The following is an 18,972-nucleotide window of genomic DNA, read 5'->3' as shown; positions in this document are numbered from 1 at the left end:
GGATCAGTATCGGAGCCGGACGTCGGCGAGGGCCGTAGCCACCCGCGTGGCGTCATCCGATCGGCTCCGTGCGGCACCTCGGCGGCCGTCCTGCCGATCACGACCGGGTTCCCTACCGATCGGCTCCGTGCGGCACCTCGCCGGCCGTCCTGCCGATCACGACCAGGTCCCCTATACCGGAGGCCCGGTCCCCTACCGCGGGCCGCGCCCCCGCTCCTTCGCCAGCCACGGCCCGAACTCGCTCTCCAGCACCAGCCGTCCGAGCTTGCGGTACTCCTGGAGCACCGCCGTGACGAGCTGGTCCATGTCCAGCGGCTTCCCCGACTCGGCCGCGAAGTAGGCGGCGGTCACCGCGCAGGCCCGGATCGAACCGCCGGCCAGCTCGAACCGTTCCGCGCAGAACTCCAGGTCGAGCGTGTCGTCGCGCGGGATCGCCGCGCCCAGACAGCGGTCCCACAGGGCCAGGCGTTGCCGGGCGTCGGGCATCGGAAACTCGGCGATCACGTCGAGGCGGCGGGTGAACGCCTCGTCGAGGTTGGCCCGGAGGTTGGTGGTGAGCACGGCGATGCCGTCGAAGGACTCCATGCGCTGGAGGAGGTAGGCCGACTCCACGTTGGCGTGCTTGTCGTGCGCGTCCTTGACCTGGGACCGCTTGCCGAAGATCGCGTCGGCCTCGTCGAACAGGAGGATGCCGTTGACGTCGGACGCCTCGACGAAGATCCGCTCCAGGTTCTTCTCGGTCTCCCCGATGTACTTGTCGACCACCGTGGACAGATCCACGACGTAGAGTTCCATGCCCAGTTCGGCGGCGATCACCTCGGCGGACATGGTCTTGCCGGTTCCGGACTCCCCGGCGAACAGGGCGATGACGCCCCTCCCCCGGCCGCCGCCCGGCCGCATCCGCCACTTCCCGAGGACCGTCTCGCGGTGGCGGGCGCGCAGGGCGAGTTCGCCGAGCTGGGTACGGGTCGCCGGGGGCAGCACCAGGTCGTCCCAGCCGACCGCGGGGGCGATACGCCGGGCGAGCCGTTCCAGACCCGCGCCGTTCTGGGCGCGGACCGCCGTGCGCAGGTCCTCCGGGGTCACCGGCCGCTGCCCGATGACGGCCAGCCGGGACGCGACGGTCGCCGCCCGGCGCAGTTGACCGGAGTCGAGCCGGTAGGCGGCGGCGGACTCGATGAGAGCCTCGTCGGCGGACGCGTGCGCTGCGGACAGGCCGACCGTCCGGCCCGCTTCGGCGAGCGCGCGCGCCCACTGGCGCCCGGCACCGCCGGGTCCGGCGGGCGGGACGGTGACGGGCACCGGGCTCTCCGCCGTCCACAGGGGGTCCCAGGTCTTCCTCCCGTACGCGATCAGGGGCGTGGAGCCGAGCGCCGCGCACAGCGAGCCGAGCAGCCGGGCTCCTTCGGGGCGTTCGGGGGCGAGCGTTTCGAGCGGGCCGAGGATCACCCCGGCGCGGCCGAGGCGGGCCTCGGTCGCCAGGGCCCGTACGAGCGGGGCCGGTTCGGCGACGGTGGTGAGCGCCGCGACGTCGACGACCAGCGGGCGCCGGCCGGCCGCCGCCAGCGCCTCGACCGCGAGGCCGCACGGGTCGCCGCCCCGGTCGAGGAGGTGCACCAGGCCGCTGCCCGTGCCGAGGGCCGCCGCGATCCGTGGGACCTCGGGGCGCTCGTCGGATTCCCGGGCGGGCCGGGCCTCCTGGACGATCCCGCGCAGCCGGCCGTCGGTCCCGTCGTCGCCGAGGAGGTGGCCGGTGACCCGGTCCGGTACGCGCAGGGTCCGGGAGAGCAGCGGGCGCTCGCCGTCCGTGATCTCCAGCAGCCCGCCCGCGACGAGCGGGGCGGACGGCGTGAACCGGAAGCGGCCGGGGCCGGCGGAGGGAAGTCCGCAGAGTTCCAGGGCCAGGCCGATGGTGGGCCGGCGGCGGGTGAGGTCGTCGTTGAGGTAGCCGTACAGCCGCTCGAACCGGGTGTCGATGTCCGGGGCCACGGCGACCAGCAGGAGCTCGACGTCCAGCGGGGCGAGACCGAAGCGGTCCGCCAGTCGGCCGAGCCGGCTCCCGGCCGGGGCGGCGTCCGGCAGGGCTCCGTCCGCGTACGCCGGGACGGGCGTGAACGCGTCGCGGGTCTCCAGGATCCGTGCCGCGCCCTCGGGGGTGAGGTACTGCCCCCGGTAGGGGTCGTCGGGGTCCGGATCGACGGCCCGGCGAGCCGCTACGGCCTCCCGGACCCGCTGCTCGACGCGGCCGAGCCGCTCCCAGAGTTCCTCGACGCCGGTGAGGGGGTCGTGGGCGTGGAGCTGCTGTGGTGCCATGGTCATCGCGCGGCGTTCCCCCGCTTGCGTCGGCCGGGCGGCAGTCGCCGTTCACGGGGCGCGGCGAAGCCCTGCCCGCCCGGGTCGGACGCTCCGTCGTAGCGCAGGCGCCGGCCGGGGCCGCCGTCGTCGCCGTTCAGGTGGGGCGCGGCCTTCATGACGAGTCCTTCGGTGACGGGTGGGCCGGCGGGGGTGCGCTCGCCGGCCAGTGGTGCGAGGACCCGCAGGTCGATCGCGGCCTTCAGCTCGCCGCCGAGCGCGGACCAGACATCCGAGGCGGAGGGTCCGCCGGCTCCCGGCCCCGCCGCCTCCAGCTCCACGGTCAGGCCGAGTTCGGCGAGGCTTCCGGTGTGCATCCGGGCGGGCAGCACGTCGGAGCGGACGAGGGTGCGCAACACCTCGGAGAGCAGCCGGTGTTCGTCCTGCGGGCGGTTGGTCCAGGCGGTGACCAGATAGGTCAGCTCGAACCAGCGCGGCGGGGTCCGCCAGCCGGTGACCACGCCGTCCTCGTCGTGCGTCTCGCTCGTGCCGGCGCGCCGCCTGCCCGCGTCCTCGCGGATGCCGTGCAGAAAGACGCTGATGGTCGGGGCGTTGCGGCGGGCGGACCAGTCCTTCGTCGGGGCGTCGAAGACCAGGTCGACGCCGCTGTCCTCCAGCCCGGCATCGGCCAGCAGCAGCCGCAGCCCCTCGTCGACCTCGTGGATCATCGGCGGATCACCTCGTCCGGCGGGGTGACGGTGCCGAGCACCACGAGGAAGTCGGTCTTCACGGGGCTGAAGCCGGGGCCCTTCGCGGTGATCGTGCGTGGCCCGGTCCGGTCCTTGGCGACGATGAGGAGCTGGGCGATGAACGTGCCGTCGCCCAACGGCCGGGCCGGGGCCGCGGCGGCGGTGATCCCGGGCTTCCAGCTGAGGGTGACGGGTGCCCCGGGCGGGAAGTCCTTGCCGCGTACGGAGGTGACGAAGCCGGGCTTGCCGACGGCGGGCACCGAGACGATGCGGGGCTGGAGGATGCGCAGCGGGATCCGGGAGACGTTGTCGCGGAGGTCGGCGTCGGTGCCCGTGGTGGTGAGCGATGCCGTGATCGTCGTACGGAGGGCCTTGTCGGGCGACAGGACGACGCTGAGGACCGTGGACGCGCCTGGGGCGAGGTCGGGGAGCGTGCACGTGCCGCCGCCGGCGCAGCCCGCGGGGAGCGGTCCGGCGGGGATGCGCCCGGGCAGTCCGAGCTTCAGCCGGAGTCCGGTGGCGAGCGCGTTCCTGCCGTTGCGCACGGTGTACGTCACCACGACCTTGCCGCCGACGTAGCCGGGGCTGGGCTGGGCCCGAACGGTGACGCCGGGCCCGGCCTCGGGCGCGGGCGGCGGCGGCGCGGGGGCCGGCGGCGGGGGCGGCGTGGTCGTCGGCGGCGGGGCGGGGGTGGGTGTCGTCGGGGTCGGGGTCGGGGTCGGGGACGGCATCGTCGCAGTGGGGGTGGGGGTGGGGGTGGGAGTGGGGGTGGGCGTCGGGGTCGGCGGTGGCACGTCCTCGACCGGGACGGTCGTTCCGGTGGCGTTGTCCGTGGGGTTGGGGTCGAGGACCGCCCCGGCGACGGACCAGTTGATCCGCTGGTCACCGGTGGTCACGCCGGTCAGCCTGGCCGTGATCGTCACCTTCGCCCCGGGCGGGACGATGCCGAGGTCGCACTGGGGCGTACCGGCGGCGCAGGTCCCGGCGTCGGTGGTCAGCTCCTCCAGCCGGACGCCGGGCGGGGCGTCGACGGTGAGGAGGGTGCCGGGCGAGGGCGAGGGGCCCCGGTTGGTGACGGTGATCGCCACCTCGGTGGACGAACCGACCTCCACCGGGTCGCCGGTGGGCGGTGCGGTCAGCGACAGGTCGACCGACTGCTGGAAGGCGGGCTCCTTCTGCCGTCCGTCGTGTGTGTTGTCGAGGGGGGCCATGTCGCCGGAGGCGATGTCCAGTACGGAGAGCTGCTCCATGGAGTTCGCCGCGAACTCCCGGCGCGAGGTGAACAGAAGCTTGCTGCCGTCGGGGGACCAGGCCACGTCACGGGGCTGGTGGGGGCCGGTCACGGAGGTGTCGGGGACGGGCAGGTCGCAGCCGTCGGGGTTGTCCTTCTGGACGGAGGGCAGCACGACCCGGCAGCCGCCGCCGCGCAGGGGCTTGATGAGGACCCCGGCCTGCTGGTTGTTCCGGCCGCCGCCGTCCTTGCGGTTGAAGGCCACCTTCTTGCCGTCCGGGGAGAACGCGGGGCTGTCGTCGATGACCTCGCAGTCGCCGGGGCAGATGGTGGCGCTCAGATCCCGCTGGCGGTCGAGGTCGGCCACCGGTGCGACCCAGATGTGCTTGTTGCCGCCGTTGCCGTTGATGACCTGGCTGCGGGTGAAGGCGAGGTTGACACCGTCGGAGGACCAGGTCGGCTGGGCGACGTCGCCCGCCTCCTGCCCCTGGGGCGGCGGGATCTCGTCGAGGATCGCGCCGGTGGCGACGTCCGCGATGAAGATGCGGCTCCGGCCCCCCTTGTCCCCGACGCCGCCGGGCGAGGTCCGGGTGAACGCGAGCTTGGTGCCGTCGGGCGAGAAGGTGGGGTCGGTGTCCCAGTCCGTGGGGCCTCGCCCGTCGAGCTCCAGCACCTCCGCGTTCCTGCCGTCGGCGTCGGCCATCCAGATCCGCTCGATCCGCCCCTCGGCGCCGTCCTCGAAGCGGGTGACGACGAGGCGCCGGCCGTCGGGCGTGTAGTTCTGCCGCTCGTGCCACGGGTCGAACCCGGGATCCGGCCTGAACAGGGGGTTCTTGGTGTGGTCCGTGTTCGTGCGGGCCTTCGGGTCCTCCCTCAGGATGGTGAGACCCAGGTCGCGGGGGTCGGAGCCGTCCTGGCGGACGTCCTGGAGCGTCACGATCTGCGCGGCGGCCAGCAGCTCGTCCGGCTCATCCGGCTCATCCGGCTTCTTGACGGTCTCCGGTTCCGGGGTGATCCGGGGCACGATGACGGTCCCGGCCGGGGCGAACCAGGTGGGAGGCCCCAACTTGCGGTTCTCGTTGACCAGTTGGTCCGGCGGCACGTCGCCCTGGAACGCGGTCACCCGGTAGGCGTGGTCGAACTTGTCGCAGCCGCAGGTGTGGTACGGGCTGAGGAAGACGATGTCCTTGCCGTCGGGCAGCCAGGAGGCCGAGTGGGTGCCCCACTTGGCCTGCGCCCCGGCCAACAGCTGCCGGTCGGTCCCGATGCCCTGGGTGGCCCACAGTTTCCTGCCGTCGTCGACGGTCGGGTCGGGGTTCGTGGTGAGGGTGTACGCGACGAGGCCCCGGCGGGCGTCGTCCTCCACCGGGTTCCAGGACGGCTCGGTGGCGTCACCGGCCGGCGCGTCGCTGATCCGGGTGCGCGGGCCGCCGGCGACGTCCCGCACGAATATGTGCCACCTGCCCGGGGCGTCGCAGGCGTACGCGATCTTCTTGCCGTCCGGGGACCAGGTCGGGGACTCCTCGTTCTCCGGGGTGTCACTGAGTCGGCGCAGACCCTTGCCGTCGACGCCGATCGTCCACAGGTCGCGCTGGACCGTGCCGTCGGGTCCGGTCTCCGCCGAGTCGAAGACGACGGTCCGGCCGTCCGGGGAGAGTTCGGGGTGGGCCGCGTCCCGGTCGGTGGTGAGCCTGCTCACCGATCCGTCCGCGGCGCGCAGGTACACCTGGGGCCGGGCGCTGTCACGCAGGCTGGTGAAGACCAGGAGGTCTCCCCGGGCGGAGGGGTCCTGGTCGTAGTGGGTGGGGCCGTCGCCGAACAGCGGGTCGGTGGTGTCCTTGTCGTTGGCCACCCCAAGGCTGCGGTGTTCGGTGCCGGCGAAGGCGATGCGCCCCGCCTGGAGCGGTTCGGCGTCCGCCACGGCGGCGACGGCCTCGGCGGCCGCGTGCGGGGCGGCGGCCGAGCCGACCAGCAGCAGGGGTGCCAACAGCACCGCCGCACCGGTCAGTCGGCCCAGCCGGGAATGCTTTGCCGGGCCAGCAGTGCCGGTCACGGCCCACCTCACAGTCTGTCGATGACTCTCCACCGGCCAGCTTCGCCCACGCGCGGGGGCGGAGGACAGGCCGCGAGTACCCGGGACGGGGGAAGGGCGCGCTGCCCTTTGCGGCGGCGGGGCACCGCGCCCGGGGCATCGGGCCGGCGAGGGGATGCGTTCGGCCGATGGAGTGGCACTATCGGGCGGCCGGGCCCGGAGCCGGCCGCCCTGTGGGCCGTGTCGGCCGGGGCGGGGCGTACGAAGGCGTCGCCGACGGCGGAGGTCGGTCAGGCCGGCGGCGTCGTCGCTGCTCGGGCGGGCAAGGTCGTCAGAGGCCGCCCTGGAGGCAGGAACGGGCCACGGCCGCTCCCCGCCGGGCCCGGGTCTCCCGTCCGCGCGGGCGGGCCCGCCCCGCCCGCACCCGGCCGGGGCACCTGCCGGGGCACCTGGCCGGGTGCGGGGCGACGGGGCCTCAGATCAGCCCGTGCCGCATCGCGTATCCGACCGCGTGGGCCCGGTTGCGCAGTTCGAGCCGGGTCGCGACCTCGTGCAGGACGTTCTTGACGGTGCGTTCGGAGTACGAGGTCTTCTGCGCGATCTCCGCGGTGTCGCAGCCCTCCGAGACCAGTCGGATCATCTCCGCCTCCCGCGCGGTGAGGGTGGAGAGGGTGAGCCCCCGGGGGTCGAGGACCGTCCGCTGGAGGGAGCTGACGTGGTCGAGGAGCTTGCCGAGCAGATCGCCGGGCAGGACGCCTTCGCCGTTGGCCATCGCCCGCACCAGGTGGACGAGCCGGTCCTGGTCGGCCTCGCCGCGCCGGAGCACGGCGGCGACCCCGCACTCGATCATGGTCTGGAGGGCGCCCGACTCGAAGAAGCCCACGACCAGTCCGGTGCGGGTGGAGGTGTTGCGCTGGAGGCGGTGCAGCAGCTGGACGGTGGGCTCGTCGACCATGTCCACAACGACCAGCGAGACCTGGGCCCGGTCCGCTTCGGCCTCCGGCAGCAGTTCTATCTCGGGCCGTACGCGCAGTTGGTGGAGCATGCCGGTCTGCAAAATCAGGTCCTCCGCGTACACCGCCACGGAGACCCTGCCCCCGGGCGCTCCCCCGGAGTTCGCCGTGCGGCGGTGCGCCGCGTCGGGCCTGCGGTAGTACCCGCGCGCCGCCGTGCCGTTGACGGTTGCCGTGCCGTTGACGGTTGCCGTGCCGTTGACGGTTGCCGTGCCGTTGGCGGTTGCCGTGCCGTTGGCGGTCGCGTTCGCCGTGCTGTTCGTCGTGTCCGTGATCGTCGTCATCGTTCCGTGCCCGTCTTCCTCAGGTACTTCAGCCCGATATGCCTGCTCGTCCTCACGTCGCCCCCCGCCGACCGGGGGCACGGCCCGCGGGCGCGCGGAGGGGGCGCGGGGAGACTGTGCCGAGGGGCCCGCGGGGCACCACCCCTGCCCGCTTGTTGCCCTCGCGTCTCTGCTGCCGAGCGGTGCGGGCGGCCTAACGTCGCAGAGTGACCACATCTGCCGAACTCGAAAGCCCCACGGTGACGGTGTCGCCCGGCGGTACCGCGACGACCACCCTGACCGTGCGCAACGACGGTGACATCGTCGAGGCCTACACACTTGAGGTGGTCGGCGACTGCGCCGCCTGGAGTACCGTCGAGCCGGCGCGTGTGTCGCTGTACCCGGGCACCTCCGAGACGGTGACCCTGACCTTCGCCCCGCCGCGCTCCCACGAGGTGCGGGCGGGTGAAACCCCCCTGGCCGTACGGGTCCTGCCCGCGGAACGGCCCGAGTCGGTGGTGGTCCCCGAGGGCACGGTGACCGTGGAGCCCTTCCACGAACTGCGCACGGAGCTGGAACCGCGCCGCCGCCGGGGCTGGCTGGGCGCCCGCTTCGGTGCCGCGGTGCAGAACAAGGGGAACACCCCGGTCGATGTGGCCCTCGCGGGCAAGCAGGCCGGGGAGGATCTGCGGCTCACCTTCACGCCGGACAAGAAGCGACTGGAGCCGGGAGAGTCGGCGGAGGTCCGGCTGAAGGTCCGGGCCCGGACGCTGATCTGGTTCGGAGAGCCCGTCACCTGGCCGTTCGAGGTCCGGGCGACCGAGGGCGCCGCAGGGGATGCCGAGGACGAGCAGCCCGGTGGGCCCGAGCCGCTGCCCGGCGAGTTCGCCCAGATACCGGTGCTGCCCAAGTGGCTGCTGATCGTGCTGGCCGCGCTGCTGGCCCTGCTGCTCGCGTGGTTCGCCCTGGTGCGGCCCGCGGTGCAGAGCACGGCCGAGCAGGCGGGGACGAAGGCCGCGCAGAAGGAGACCGAGCGGGGCAAGGAGCAGGGGTCGACTCCGCCCGGCGGCGCGGAGAACCCGGCAGGCGGTCAGGGAGAGGGTGCCGGTCCGGACGGAACGGGCCCTGGTACGGGCGGCTCCGGCCCGGGCGGCTCCGGCCCGGGCGGCTCCGGTGGAGGCGGCGGCACCGGCGGGAGCGGTGGCGGTGGCGGTGCGCAGCACTCCAAGACCATCGACGTGAAGACCTCGGCGGGACGCTCGGCAGAGGGCGTCTACAAGGTTCCCGCCGGGAAGGTGTTCGGCGTCACCGACATCGTGGTGGCGAACTTCCAGGGGGACGAGGGCATTGTGACGATCTCCTTCGGAGAGAACAAGATCACGACGATCGCGCTGGAAACCTTCCGCAACCAGGACTACCACTGGGTCACCCCCATTCAGGTTCCGGAGAACGCCACCGTCACCGCGTCCGTCACCTGTGCCAAGCCCGGCACTCCGGCCACTGGCAGGCAGGCTTCCGGGTGCCATCAGGTTCTGAATGTCAGCGGCGAACTGAGCGATCTCGCACGATAGAAAACAGCGACGCCGGGCGTTCTGCTCCGTCTGCCGACGAGACAACAGCAGAAACCCGGTCGAGAGGAAACCCGGCCTGCCGGGAGGTGGCGGATTCGCCCTCCCCGGCACACCGGAGGTCTCGACCAGTTCGGTCGCCCGCGGCGACGACAGCATCGGAAGAATATCCGCACCCGGTGGCCGCGGGCACGAACATGCCTGCTCAGAAACGGTCCTGACGGGCCGATGGCGGACGGCGGGTGCCCGTTCGGAGCGCTCCCGTGCCCGATTCCCGCTCCCGTACACGACCGATTCCCCCCACCTTCCCGGCGCATTCTGGCCGAATCGCGTCACCTCGGTGCGTTCGCCCGGTGGCCCCGGACGGCGATCGGCCTCCCGGGGTTTACCGGAAAAAAAGAGATACCAAACACATCGGGTCGCGGCGCCGGTGCGCCTTTTCGCCCAATCCCCCGGCAGGTGCGGCGATGTCGGACAGTCCCGTAACACGTTGTTCCCGTTCTCTTCATGTCGGCCGAGGAATGCGTGCCGGTTCCCGCGAATACGCCGCCCGATCCGTCCGGCCCGCCAAGGGCAGTGTTACCCGGCGTACAGGGGCCCGGAAAGGCAGCCACATTGCCCCGCGCCCAGGACTCTGGGACCTACTCCCCGCCCGGCCCGACGGTCAAGACTGGCCAGTGATCAAGTGACCGTCCAGAAGGAGCGAGCATGCCGTCGTACCTCACCCCCGGTGTATACGTGGAGGAGGTGCAGTCCGGAGCACGGCCCATCGAAGGTGTCGGCACCGCGGTCGCAGCCTTCGTCGGCTTCGCCGGGACGGGCCCCTTCCACCAGCCGACGCTAGTGACCAACTGGGACCAGTACGTGCAGACCTTCGGCGCCTTCACCGCCGACACCTATCTGGCGCACGCCGTCTACGGCTTCTTCGCCAACGGCGGCGGCGCGGCCTACATCGTGCGCATCGGCGGACCCGCACAGGGCACGGAGGGCACGACGCCGGGCGCGGTCGCCCAGGCGCCCGCTCCCGTCGCGCTCGGCGGGTTCCTCGTCTCGGCCAAGCCCGGCACGGGCGCCGACCTCTCCGTGGAGATCACCGACGCCGAGGGCGAGAACCCCCCGGAGGACCGCTTCCGGCTGCTGGTGCGCCAGGCCGGCAAGGCCGTCGAGACGTACGACGTCTCCACCCGCAAGAACGTCAAGGGCTACCTGGTCACCCAGGCCCGCGACTCCAAGTTCGTCCAGGTCACCGAGCAGCCCGGCACCGCGCAGAGCCGCCCCGAGAAGCAGACCGTCGCCCTCGCCCCCGCCGCCCCGGGCGCCCCGGGCGCCGGTGTGGCACGGCTCGACGCCTCCGAGTACGTGGGCGACGCCTCCGCGCGGACCGGGTTCTCCGGCCTCGAAGCGATCGACGAGATCACGATGGTCGCCGTCCCGGACCTGATGAGCGCCTTCCAGCGCGGCGACATCGACGCCGAGGGCGTCAAGACCGTGCAGCTGGCGGTCATCTCGCACTGCGAGCAGATGGGCGACCGGGTCGCCGTCCTGGACACCCCGCCGGGCATGAACGCCCAGCGCGTGCGCACCTGGCGCAACGAGGACGCCGGATACGACTCGCGCTACGCGACCCTCTACTACCCGTGGATCAAGGTCTTCGACCCGGCGAGCGGCCGTAACTCCCTGGTCCCGCCGAGCGGTCACGTGGCCGGCGTCTGGGCGCGCAGCGACGGCGAGCGCGGTGTGCACAAGGCCCCCGCCAACGAGGTCATCCGGGGCGCGGTGGACCTGGAGATCCGCCTCAGCAAGGGCGAGCAGGACCTCCTCAACCCGATCGGCGTGAACTGCGTGCGCGCCTTCCCGGGCCGCGGCATCCGCATCTGGGGCGCGCGCACCCTCTCGTCCGACCCGGCCTGGCGCTACCTCAACGTGCGCCGCCTCTTCAACTACCTGGAGGAGTCCATTCTCCTGGGCACCCAGTGGGTGGTGTTCGAGCCGAACGACGACCGCCTCTGGTCGAGCATCCGGCGCAACGTCACCTCCTTCCTCACCGAGGAGTGGCGACGCGGGGCACTGTTCGGCCGCACGGCCGAGGAGGCGTTCTACGTCCGGTGCGACCGGAGCAACAACCCGCCGGAGTCGATCGACCTCGGTCAGGTCGTCTGCGAGATCGGGGTGGCCCCGGTGAAGCCCGCGGAGTTCGTGATCTTCCGTCTCTCGCAGTTCTCCGACAGCACCAGCCTCGTCGACGAGTGACCCTCGCGGTCCTCCCCCACCCCTTCACTTTCTCCATCGATCAGAACAGGTGACACAGAGCCATGGCAGAGGGCGACGCTCTTTCCACCCATATCTTCGGCGTACAGCTCGGTGGCTATCTCGTGGAGTCCATCCAGGAGATCAGCGGCATGACCGTCGAGGAAGAAGTCGTCGAGGTCCGTCAGGTGACGGCCGAGGGCAAGCAGATCATCCGCAAGCAGCCGGGTGCCCGGCAGGCGGGCGAGGTGACGATCACCCGCGGGCTCGACAAGAGCAGCGAGTTCACCACCTGGATCAAGGAGACCCTCAACAACGGGGCCGTCGACACCGCGCGGCAGAACCTCACGATCGAGATCAAGGACTCGACCGGAGAGACCGTCCGCCGCATCCAGCTGATGCAGGGCTGGGCCTCCAAGTGGGAGGGCCCCTCCCTCAAGGCCGGCGAGTCCAGCGCGGCGACCGAGACGGTGACCATCACCTTCGAGGAGATCGTGGTCGAATGAGGCGCCGGACCGTTACGCCCGGCGGCGGCCTCGAAGAGGTCCTGGACAACCTCGCCACGGCGCCCGCCGCACGCGAGGAGGCCGCCCTTCCCGCGCCCGCCCGCCCCCGGGAACGGGAACGGGACACGCTCCAGACGGAGTTCGCCTTCGAGCTGCCGCGCGGGTACGTCGACGACGAGGGCCATGTGCACCGCAGCGGCACCATGCGGCTCGCGACGGCCCGGGACGAACTGCGCCCGCAGATCGACCTGCGGGTGAAGGAGAATCCGGCGTATCTGTCCGTGGTGCTGCTGAGCCAGGTGATCACTCAGCTCGGCACGGTCACCGATGTGCACGCCGGGATCGTCGAGCGGATGTACGCGACCGATGTGGCGTTCCTCCAGGACTTCTACCGCCGGATCAACAGCGAGGGCCACACGCATGCCGCGGTGACCTGCCCGCTGTGCCACGGGTCGTTCGAGGTGGACCTCTCGGGTGGGCGCCTGGGGGAATCGTGACGTACGCGCTTCCCCGGCTGCGGGAGGAGATCGCGTACGTCGCCTACCACTTCCATTGGCAGCGTGAGGACATCCTCGACCTCACCCACGGCGAACGTCAGCAGTGGGTGCGGGAGATAGCGCGGATCAACACCCGCGTCAACGAAGGCGGGTGATCGTGTGGGGCTCGGGGAATGGCTGCGCCGGACGGACCGGCAGCGCTCCGGCGCGCCCTCGCGAGAGGGCGGCGGGCACGCCGACGGGTCCGCCGTACCCGCAGCCGTCGGGGACTCCGGCCCGGATTCCGGCCCCGCATCCACTTCCGGATCGGCATCCGCTTCCGCTTCCGCTTCCGGTTCCGGTTCCTCGGCGGCTTCCGACGGGGAGAGCGGTGGCTGGGACGGCGGCTGGCGGCGGGTGGCCCCGCCGACGGTGACCGTCGCCCGGTCCTCGATCGGCGTGAGCGACGGGCTGCGGTTCCGTTCGCGGCTGGCCTCCTGGCAGAACCCGGCCCTCGGCGGGGAACTCGGCCACTCCGTCCTGCCGTCGGCCCCGGTCGGTCTCATCCATGGCGTCGCCCGGCCGGGCGGCGCACGGACCACGTCCCCCGGGGGACCGCTGCTGCTGCGCGCGGTCCGGCCCCCGGGTGCCGACGACCCCGCCGCTCCCACGACGGACCTGCCGCCCGCCTCGGTGAACCGGGCGGCGGGCAGGGGCAGCAGGACGGACGGCGGTACGGGGGCGGGGAAGCCGGGCCCCGGCTCGCCGACGGTCCAGCGGTCGAGCGCGGCCTCGCCCTCGTCCACCGCCAACCGGTCGCCGGCGGACGGTTCGCGTACGTCCGGCGGGTCGCGTACGTCGGGCGGGTCGGGGAGTTCCCGCACGTCGGGTAGGTCGGCTGCGTCGGGATCGTCCGAGCCGTCCTCCTCCACGGCCCCGCCCGACTCCACGGCCCCGCCCGGCTCCACAGCTCCGTCCAAGTCGTCCGCCTCCTCCGGTACGCGCCCTCCCGCCGCTGTACGTCCGCAGCGGATCGCCCCGCCGCTGATCGTCGCCCGGCGTCCGGCGATGCCGCTGCGGCGGATCGCCGGGCTCGTGCCCGCCACGCCCCCCGCCCCTTCCTCCTCATCCGCTTCCCCCGCTTCCCCCGCTTCCTCCGCTTCCCCCGCTTCCCCCGCTTCCTCCTCGGCAGCCGCGCCGTCCGCCGAAGCTGCTGCCCCCGCCGTCCAACGGGCCGGGTCCGAGCGGCGGAGCGGTCCGGACCGTGCGGCTCCGGAGGGCGACGCCCCGTCTCCCGACCGCGGCTCCGGTCGGCCCGCCGCCGATGTGGTGCGCCCGGCCCTGGGCAAGCCGCTGCGCGAGATGCCCGCCGGCGCCAGGCCGGCCGGTGCCGACGGACCGGCGGGCGTCGTGCCGTCCGCCCCGGCGACGGCCCACCCGGCGGAGATGCCGGTGCTCCAGCGCCAGGCTTCGGACCCGCAGAGTGCGCCGAGCTCGCCGGGCCTTCCGGCCACGGCAGCCGCGACACCCACGCACCGCTCGACCGGCTCGACCGGCTCGACCAAGGCAGCGACACCTGCGCCTTCGCCTTCGTCGGCCCCGCAGCAGCAGCCGTCGTCGCCGGAGAACCGTTCCCGTACGCCCCGGTCGTCCCCGTCACCTCAGTCGTCCAGGAGCACCCGGTCACCCGGTTCACCGACGCCGACGGGGCCCGCCCCCTCGGTGCAGTCGGCACCGAGGGCCGACGCTTCCGGCAGCGCACGGGCCCGTGCGCGGGGCGGGATCGGCACACCGCTTCCCTCGCTGCCGCCCACGGCCCGGCTCGGCGGCGACGCGCCGCTGCTCGGTGACCGCGCGCCCGCCGGGGCGCGGCCGGATCCGGGTCGGCCCCGGACCACCGGGCCCGCTGTTCCCGCCCCCGCCCCGGGGCCGCCGGGCGCGCCCTCCGCGATGCCGGTGCGGACGCCTTCCGTCCCGCCCGCCGTACCGACGGCGCCCCCGACCTCCGCCGGTTCGTCGTCCGGAAGCACGGCCGTCCAGCGCGCGGCGGACCCCGCCCGTGCCCGGACCGGTCCGGCCTCGTCGGCTCCCCCGCCGCCCGTACGCGTCCGGCCGATCGCTCGGGGCCGTACGGCCGGGAGCTCCGCCGGCGCGACGCCGTCGCCCATGGTCCAGCGGTCACGAACACTGCTCTCCGGCCGCGCCCTGACGGTGAACACCGGTTCCGCCGAGGGGTTCTCGGCGCAACCGACGACGGCGACGGCGGGCGGCGGCACCGTGCGCCCGGTCGTGGCGGCCACCTGGCGGCGCGACGTGCGGCAGCCGGGCGCCGACGCCCCCTCACCGGGCCCCGCCGACGGGCGGACCGGTCGCGGGCCGAACGCCGGCCACCAGCGGCCGACGTCCCCCGGTACGGCTTCGGGGCCCCTGGTCCAGCGCTCGGCGACCGCGCACCCCCCGCACCGGGGCGGTGACGCCTCCACCGACCCGGCCCGGGGCACCGCGAACCGGAGCGCCGTACCCACCGACCGCCACGACGCGAGCGCGCCGGGGCGCTCGCCGGGGACCCCGGCCGCCCCCACCGGGCGCGGTCCGTCCGCCGGTGGCGTACTCCAGCGACTCGTACGACGGACCGGGCGGGCCACAACGCCCTCGCCGACGCCGTCCGGCACGCCCTCGCCGCAGCAGGCTTCCGGGCCGACGACCCCTCGGGCTCCGCAGCGGATTCCCGAGCCGGCGTCCCACCGGAGCCCGCAGCAGGTTTCCGCACGCGACGCCGCCCCGGACCGGACCGCGGTCCCGGTCACTCCTCCCGCCCCCGCCCCTGTTGTTCAACGCGCTGCCGCACCGCTCCCGCACGCCCTGCCCTCCCGGTCGGGGGCGCAGGGGGCCGCGCCGATGCCTCCCGGATCCGCGACCGCCGCGGCCACGCGTCCCGTTCCCGTCGTCCGGCCGCATCCGCCCGAAGCGCCGCGTCCGGAAGCCGCCGTACCCGTACAGCGGCTGGCCATGCCGGTGGCGCCCGACGGCGCCGGTCCACCGCTCACCGGGCCTGCCGCCGGCACCGCTCCCGGCGCACCATCCGGACCCTCCGTGCGGGTGCCGCCCCGCGCGCCCGCACAGTCCGCCGGAGCGGGCCGCCCGGAGAGCAGGGCGCAGGCGGTCCAGCGTGCGGCGGCGAAGGCCGGGATCACCGGGGTTCCGGTGCAGGCCGCCCCGCCGAAGCCCGCGGCCGGGACGACGGGCGCGGCCACCGGCTCCGGCGACGCTTCCGACGCTCCGTCGGCGAACCGGCTGAGCGGAACGGAGATCGAGGAGCTGGCCCGCCGACTCCTCGACCCGGTGAGCCGGCTCATCCGCGCCGATCTGCGCCGGGGCAGGGAACGCAGCGGACGGCTGCACGACGGCCGACGCTGACGGGCGACCGCCCCCACCCACCGCGCACACCCCGCACGCCCGCACACCCCGTACGAGAGACAGCAGAGAAGACGAGAGACGTATGACGGACAACATCTTCGCGACGAGCGTGTTCTTCAAGCTCGCGATCGGCGGCAGCGACCTGGGCGCGTTCCACACCTGCTCCGGTCTGGGCGCCGAGGTGGAGATGGAGACGTACGCCGAGGGCGGGAACAACGGATTCACCTGGCAGCTGCCGGGGCGGATCAGCTGGACGAACATCACGCTGACCCGCCCGGTGACCGCCGACACCCTCAAGATCGCGCGCTGGCTCAACGAGACGATCCAGCGGGTCGAGCCCAAGGACGGCGAGATCGTGGCGCTGCGGCCCGACCTCAGCCGGATCATCAGCTGGCAGGTGCACGGCATCGTGCCGGTCCGCTGGCAGGGGCCCTCCTTCGATCCGGCCAATTCCGAGGCGGCGATCGAGACGCTGGAGATCGCACACGAGGGCCTGGAACCCTCCTGACCGGCACCGACGCACCCGCCAGGAACCGGACGAAGGAAGGAGGAACGCAATGTCACCCGCTCTCCGCGCGAGCCGCGCTCGCGCCCAGCTGACCATCATGGAGCCGCCGTCGACGGTCGGCGCCAAGCCCGGCGGGGCGCTGGCCCGTCTCACGTTGCAGTTCAACCCGTCGAAGCTGTCGCTGAGCAAGACCACCGAGTGGCGGCGCACCCCGTCCCGGATGGCCGGGCAGTCCGCGCTGCCCGAGTTCGTCGGCAGCGGACCCCGGTCCCTGTCGCTGGAGGTCTTCCTGGACGCCACCGCCACGCACGACAACTCCGTGGAGAAGGCGGTGGAACAGTTGATGACCGCGTGTGTCCCCACCCCCAAGAGCCTGGCCCGCAAGACGCCCGCCAGCCCCTGGGTGCGCTTCGACTGGGGGACGTCCAAGACGACCTCGTTCGACGGGGTGCTCTCCAACCTCTCGGTCTCCTACACCCTGTTCGACGTCGACGGGAAGCCGCTGCGCGCCACCTGCTCCCTGTCGATCGAGGAGGCGAGCGTCGACCCGGCCGGCCAGAACCCCACCTCGGGTTCGAAGGACGCGCGGCGCACCCACCGGGTCGTGGCCGGGGACAGCCTGCCGCTGCTGGCCTGGCGGGAGTACGGCGACGCCACCGCCTGGCGGACCATCGCGCACGCCAACGACATCGACGACCCCATGCAGTTGACCCCGGGCAGGGAACTCCTCGTGCCCGCGCGGGAAGACCACCTGGCGGAGGAGGGCCGATGAGCGGGACGGAATCCCCCGGGCGCTCCTTCGCCGCCGACCCGATCGTCGAGGCGCCCGCCGAGCTGCCCGCCGCCTGGGCCACCCAGCTGGTGAGCTGTGTGGTCGACGAGAACGTGGGCCTGCCCGACACCGCCGTACTGATGTACCGGGACCCCGACCACACCTTCCTCGCCAAGACCGGCATCGGCATGGGCACGCCGCTGAAGATCTCGGTGGTCACCGTCCAGGACCGGGCGCGCGAGCGGCTGTTCACCGGGGAGGTCACCGCGGTCGAGCTGGACACCGACACCACCGGATCGTTCACCGTCGTGCGGGCGTTCTCCAAGGCGCACCGGCTCCAGCGCGGCCGGAAGGTCATGGCCTACCGGAACATGAAGACGGCGGACATCGTCCGCAAGGTCGCCGCCGGCGCGGGCCTGACCTGCGGGCGGATCGAGGCCGCGCCGGTCACGTACAAGCAGGTGACCCAGCCGAACGTGTCGGACTGGGAGTTTCTCCAGCACCTCGCGGCCGAGAGCGGGGCCACGGTGCGGGTGGACGACAAGGGCCGGCTCCAGTTCACCAGGCCGGACCCCGCCTCCTCCGCGCCCTCGCCCACCACCTCCGCCACGCGCAATCCGATGGTCCTGGAGTACGGGAACAACCTGCTGGCCCTGCGTGCGGTGCTGACGGGTGCGGACGGGTCGGACAGCGTCGAGGTGCGCGGCTGGAACGTGGAGACCAAGACCCGGCTGGTGGCCCGGCAGCAGTCCGTCCGCAGCGACACCGTCGCCCCGGGGATGAGCCCGTCGACGGCGGCGAAGATGTTCGGCTCGGGCTCCCGGACGACGGTCGCAGACACCCCGTACCGCACCCAGGCGGAGACCCGGGCCGTGGCCGGTGCGCTCGCCGCCTCGGTCAGCGCCGGCTTCGGGGAGGTCGAGGCGGTCGCCTACGGGAACCCGCAGCTGCGGGCGGGCATGCCGGTGGCCCTCGGCAACGTGGGGCCCGCCTTCTCCGGCCGTTACACCGCGACCGCCGCGCACCACGTCCTCGAACCGGACACCGGCTACCGCACGACGGTGATCGTCAGCGCCTCTCCGGACCGGTCGCTCTCCGGCCTGGCCTCCGGCGGCAACGCCCCCTCGCGCGGCCCCCGCATGCCGGGCCTGGCGATCGGGGTGGTCACGGACATCCGCGAGGAGGGCCGGGGCCAACGCGGCTGGGTGCGGCTGAAGTTCCCGTGGCTCGACGACACGTACGTCACCGACTGGGTCCGTACGGTGCAGTGGGGCGGCCAGGGCGGCGGCGGGGTGTTCAGCCCCGAGGTCAACGACGAGGTGCTGGTCGGGTTCGAGCAGGGGCTGCTGGACAGCCCGTACGTGCTCGGCGGTCTGTACAACGGGGTCGACAAGCCCTCGCCGCACGACGTCCCGCTGGTCGACCCGACGAGCGGGAAGGTCAACCGCCGTTCCCTGGTATCCCGTTCGGGCAACCGGCTGGAGCTGCTCGACGCTCCGCGCGGCCCCTCCGGGGTACGCATCGCCAGCGGTGACAAGCGGCTCGACGTGATGCTCGACGAGAAGAAGGGTGAGATCACGCTGACGGTGAAGGCCCGGGGCGGCACCCGGGACCTCAGCTCGGTGACGCTGTCCGCTTCGGGCATCACGCTCGACGCGGGGGCCACGGGTGACGTGAACATCACGGGCCGCTCGGTGACCGTCAACGGCAAGACGGGGGTCACGGTCGACGGCGGCCTGCTCGCCGTCCTCAAGGCCAAGCTCATCAGGATCAACTGACGGCCGGCCCGCTCCTTCGTCCGCCCGTCCACCGCCCGCCCGCTCCTCCGCCAGTCCGCTCGCCCGCCCCTCCGCTCGCCCGCCCGTCCACCACGAAGCCCGACTGTCCCGAAGCCCGAC

14 protein-coding genes are annotated in these 18,972 nt (G+C 73.4%); 9 read left to right on the top strand and 5 right to left on the bottom strand.

All coding sequences use genetic code 11. The features are described 5' to 3' along the window. Window positions 1–192: 192 nt before the first annotated feature. The 4 genes from ACH4RG_RS09525 to ACH4RG_RS09510 form a co-directional block, all read right to left on the bottom strand. On the bottom strand, window positions 193–2,319 hold the full coding sequence (locus ACH4RG_RS09525; RefSeq protein WP_397924198.1) for an AAA family ATPase: 2,127 nt from the start codon (window positions 2,317–2,319) through the stop codon (window positions 193–195). Continuing rightward, window positions 2,316–3,020: a DUF4255 domain-containing protein gene (locus ACH4RG_RS09520; RefSeq protein WP_397924200.1), complete on the bottom strand. Its 705-nt coding sequence runs from the start codon at window positions 3,018–3,020 to the stop codon at window positions 2,316–2,318. The genes ACH4RG_RS09525 and ACH4RG_RS09520 overlap by 4 nt, the downstream gene beginning before the upstream one ends. Continuing rightward, window positions 3,017–6,325 (bottom strand): hypothetical protein, encoded by a 3,309-nt coding sequence (locus ACH4RG_RS09515; protein WP_398539322.1) that lies wholly within the window; start codon window positions 6,323–6,325, stop codon window positions 3,017–3,019. The genes ACH4RG_RS09520 and ACH4RG_RS09515 overlap by 4 nt, the downstream gene beginning before the upstream one ends. Window positions 6,326–6,779: 454 nt before the next feature. Then, a complete protein-coding gene (locus ACH4RG_RS09510; protein ID WP_398539321.1) occupies window positions 6,780–7,601 on the bottom strand; it encodes a LuxR C-terminal-related transcriptional regulator in 822 nt (273 codons plus the stop codon). A 239-nt stretch (window positions 7,602–7,840) separates the two neighbouring features. On the opposite strand from ACH4RG_RS09510, the gene ACH4RG_RS09505 reads away from it, so the two are divergent. The 5 genes from ACH4RG_RS09505 (at window position 7,841) to ACH4RG_RS09485 (ending at window position 12,553) form a co-directional block, all read left to right on the top strand. Further along, window positions 7,841–9,151 carry a hydrolytic protein gene (locus ACH4RG_RS09505; protein WP_398539407.1) on the top strand — a complete coding sequence of 437 codons (1,311 nt, stop codon included), beginning with the start codon at window positions 7,841–7,843 and terminating at the stop codon, window positions 9,149–9,151. 705 nt (window positions 9,152–9,856) lie between these two features. Continuing rightward, a complete protein-coding gene (locus tag ACH4RG_RS09500) occupies window positions 9,857–11,398 on the top strand; it encodes a phage tail sheath family protein (RefSeq protein ID WP_398161096.1) in 1,542 nt (513 codons plus the stop codon). 62 nt (window positions 11,399–11,460) lie between these two features. Next, window positions 11,461–11,901: a phage tail protein gene (locus tag ACH4RG_RS09495; protein ID WP_030809749.1), complete on the top strand. Its 441-nt coding sequence runs from the start codon at window positions 11,461–11,463 to the stop codon at window positions 11,899–11,901. Next, a complete protein-coding gene (locus ACH4RG_RS09490) occupies window positions 11,898–12,398 on the top strand; it encodes a hypothetical protein (protein WP_397924208.1) in 501 nt (166 codons plus the stop codon). The genes ACH4RG_RS09495 and ACH4RG_RS09490 overlap by 4 nt, the downstream gene beginning before the upstream one ends. Continuing rightward, window positions 12,395–12,553 carry a DUF6760 family protein gene (locus ACH4RG_RS09485; RefSeq protein WP_003966147.1) on the top strand — a complete coding sequence of 53 codons (159 nt, stop codon included), beginning with the start codon at window positions 12,395–12,397 and terminating at the stop codon, window positions 12,551–12,553. Before ACH4RG_RS09490 ends, ACH4RG_RS09485 begins: the two co-directional genes overlap by 4 nt. A 1,485-nt stretch (window positions 12,554–14,038) precedes the next feature. Here the strand turns inward: ACH4RG_RS09485 and ACH4RG_RS09480 are convergent. Continuing rightward, complete coding sequence (locus ACH4RG_RS09480; protein WP_398161098.1) at window positions 14,039–14,959, bottom strand: hypothetical protein; 921 nt, start codon at window positions 14,957–14,959, stop codon at window positions 14,039–14,041. A 316-nt stretch (window positions 14,960–15,275) separates the two neighbouring features. Here ACH4RG_RS09480 and ACH4RG_RS09475 point away from each other — a divergent pair, with 316 nt between their 5' ends. The 4 genes from ACH4RG_RS09475 to ACH4RG_RS09460 all read left to right on the top strand — a co-directional run bounded on the left by ACH4RG_RS09475 (window position 15,276) and on the right by ACH4RG_RS09460 (window position 18,852). After that, a complete protein-coding gene (locus tag ACH4RG_RS09475) occupies window positions 15,276–15,794 on the top strand; it encodes a hypothetical protein (protein ID WP_397924212.1) in 519 nt (172 codons plus the stop codon). 82 nt (window positions 15,795–15,876) lie between these two features. Further along, window positions 15,877–16,302, top strand: a complete 426-nt coding sequence (locus ACH4RG_RS09470) for a phage tail protein (RefSeq protein WP_018959947.1) — start codon at window positions 15,877–15,879, stop codon at window positions 16,300–16,302. A 49-nt stretch (window positions 16,303–16,351) separates the two neighbouring features. Beyond that, window positions 16,352–17,074 (top strand): LysM peptidoglycan-binding domain-containing protein, encoded by a 723-nt coding sequence (locus ACH4RG_RS09465; RefSeq protein ID WP_397924214.1) that lies wholly within the window; start codon window positions 16,352–16,354, stop codon window positions 17,072–17,074. Then, window positions 17,071–18,852 carry a VgrG-related protein gene (locus tag ACH4RG_RS09460; protein WP_398161100.1) on the top strand — a complete coding sequence of 594 codons (1,782 nt, stop codon included), beginning with the start codon at window positions 17,071–17,073 and terminating at the stop codon, window positions 18,850–18,852. Before ACH4RG_RS09465 ends, ACH4RG_RS09460 begins: the two co-directional genes overlap by 4 nt. Window positions 18,853–18,972 lie beyond the last annotated feature (120 nt).

It is taken from the genome of Streptomyces sp. NPDC021019 (assembly GCF_044333295.1).
Lineage (GTDB): Bacteria > Actinomycetota > Actinomycetes > Streptomycetales > Streptomycetaceae > Streptomyces.
Note: the sequence above shows the minus strand (reverse complement) of the source record. Positions and strands in the feature narration are given on the sequence as shown.